Annotated in this window: 1 protein-coding gene; it reads right to left on the reverse strand. The window is 41.5% G+C overall.

The window, feature by feature from the left end; translation table 11 throughout:
• Positions 1–248 (reverse strand): hypothetical protein (locus C5S61_RS02520; RefSeq protein WP_164689185.1); only part of this gene is annotated, 248 nt, incomplete at its 3' end.
• Positions 249–694: the final 446 nt, after the last annotated feature.

The raw sequence follows: 694 nt of genomic DNA on the forward strand, positions 1-694 counted from the left end.
GAGATGTGTATAAGATACATATCCTCCTCTATCCAAGAGAATACCTTATGCTGAATAGATACAAGATACTGTTTTATATCATTGGGCAGAGATGATAACACTAAATCATCGATAGTCTCTGCCTCATCGTTAAAATGTTTATTATCTATCATAGAAGACAGGTTAGACAGGCTAACTCCTGCTTTCTTGTTAGCAGAATTAAGAACGTCCATTGAAATTGGCTCGAAGGTAATTTCAATTGTATCCATCGTCGTCTCCTTACATCATAATTGGCAAATATTGATGCGTACAAGGGCTACGCTGGCATGTAACAAGGTCAAATGTATTATACGCAAAGACGGACTCGTGGGAGCATTTGAACAGAAACCTACAAATTTAAAGTATGATCTCCTTCATCATAGACAAAGTATGTCCCATTCAGTATGACATGCTTGTACGGCAACAATGAATATGCGTGAGCGCCTTCATATCAAGACACATGCCATACTGATGCAGCCTATCAAGAATCATGCTCATATGGTGGGCAAACTTAGCCTTAACGGGTTCCGAACATATAGGGGGAAACGCAAATTGTCCCCATGCGCATCAAGCTTAATATTAACGGACGCTCCATGGCATCATGGCTGTGCAACCAAACACGATAGCCAAGGAGCATCCAATGGACATCATACCGCAGATCAGCGCTGCCATGCAC

The sequence above is a fragment of the Herpetosiphon llansteffanensis genome (genome assembly GCF_003205875.1).
GTDB classification, from domain to species: Bacteria; Chloroflexota; Chloroflexia; order Chloroflexales; family Herpetosiphonaceae; genus Herpetosiphon; species Herpetosiphon llansteffanensis.